The sequence below is a fragment of the Pseudomonas sp. S3E12 genome, from assembly GCF_001702295.1.
Classification (GTDB): Bacteria; Pseudomonadota; Gammaproteobacteria; order Pseudomonadales; family Pseudomonadaceae; genus Aquipseudomonas; species Aquipseudomonas marginalis.
Map to the genome: position 1 here is coordinate 1 of NZ_MBDT01000023.1, position 1,755 is coordinate 1,755.

Below are 1,755 nucleotides of genomic sequence, written 5' to 3' on the forward strand. Positions count from 1 at the left end.
TCAGCACGACGTTGTTATCAACGATGGCGTAGTAGCCGTCTGCGTTGCTGTTGCCGGTGAAGGAAACAGTCAGGCCTTCGCGTGGTGTTTCTTCGTCGGTCGCAGTGAAGCGGCCAGCGACGGTGCCCGCTGTGGCAGAGTTTTCATCAATGGTTTCTGGCGCGACGCTGATCACTGGCACATCGTTGTGCAGAGTAACAGTCGGCTGGCCAGTGCCGTTGGAGTTCAGGCCTTCAGGGTCAGTGACGGTCAGGTCAATCTTCGGCAGTTGATTGCCGGCGTTAACGAAGTCAGCACCTTTTTGCGTCAGTACAACGTTGTTGCCGGACAGGCTGTAGTAGCCATCAGCATTGCTGTTACCCGTGAAGGAGACGGTCAGGCCTTCGCGTGGGGTTTCTTCATCGGTCGCGGTGAAGCGGCCAGCAACGGTGCCCGCAGTGGCGGAGTTTTCATCGATGGTTTCCGGGGAAACGCTGATGACCGGCACGTCGTTGTGCAGAGTAACAGTCGGCTGGCCAGTGCCGTTGGAGTTCAGGCCTTCAGGGTCAGTGACGGTCAGATCGATCTTCGGCAGTTGATTGCCGGCGTTAACGAAGTCGGCACCCTTCTGGGTCAGTACAACGTTGTTGCCGGAAAGGCTGTAGTAGCCATCCGCGTTGCTGTTGCCGGTGAAGGAGACAGTCAGGCCTTCGCGTGGTGTTTCTTCATCGGTCGCGGTGAAGCGACCTGCGACGGTGCCCGCAGTAGCGGAGTTTTCATCGATAGTTTCTGGCGCAATGGCGATCACCGGAACATCGTTGTGCAAAGTGACGGTCGGCTGGCCAGTGCCGTTGGAGTTCAGGCCTTCTGGGTCAGTGACGGTCAGGTCAATCTTCGGCAGTTGATTGCCGGCATTAACAAAATCCGCGCCCTTCTGGGTCAGCACAACGTTGTTATCAACGATGGCGTAGTAGCCATCTGCGTTGCTGCTGCCGGTGAAGGAAACAGTCAGGCCTTCGCGTGGGGTTTCTTCATCGGTCGCAGTGAAGCGGCCAGCGACAGTACCCGCCGTAGCGGAGTTCTCATCGATGGTTTCCGGGGAAACGCTGATGACCGGCACGTCGTTATGCAGGGTAACGGTCGGTTGGCCGGTGCCGTTGGAGCTGGCGCCTTCTGGGTCAGTGACGGTCAGGTCAATCTTCGGCAGTTGATTGCCGGCGTTAACAAAATCCGCGCCCTTCTGGGTCAGCACGACGTTGTTATCAACGATGGCGTAGTAGCCGTCGGAATTGCTGTTGCCGGTGAAGGAAACAGTCAGGCCTTCGCGTGGGGTTTCTTCGTCCGTAGCGGTGAAGCGGCCTGCGACGGTGCCCGCAGTAGCGGAGTTTTCATCGATAGTTTCTGGCGCAATGGCGATCACCGGAACATCGTTGTGCAAAGTGACGGTCGGCTGGCCAGTGCCGTTGGAGTTCAGGCCTTCTGGGTCAGTGACGGTCAGGTCAATCTTCGGCAGTTGATTGCCGGCGTTAACGAAGTCAGCGCCCTTCTGAGTCAGCACGACGTTGTTATCAACGATGGCGTAGTAGCCGTCGGCATTGCTGCTGCCGGTGAAGGAGACAGTCAAACCTTCGCGTGGGGTTTCTTCATCAGTCGCGGTGAAGCGGCCAGCGACGGTGCCCGCTGTAGCGGAGTTTTCATCGATGGTTTCCGGGGAAACGCTGATGACCGGCACGTCGTTATGCAGGGTAACGGTCGGTTGGCCGGTGCCGTTGGAGT

The 1,755-nt window shown here is 58.0% G+C and carries 1 protein-coding gene; it reads right to left on the bottom strand.

Features of this window, described 5'->3' with window-relative positions; translation table 11 throughout:
* A partial coding sequence (locus tag BB029_RS33355; RefSeq protein WP_168166827.1) for a hypothetical protein occupies window positions 1-1,755 on the bottom strand: 1,755 nt, incomplete at both ends.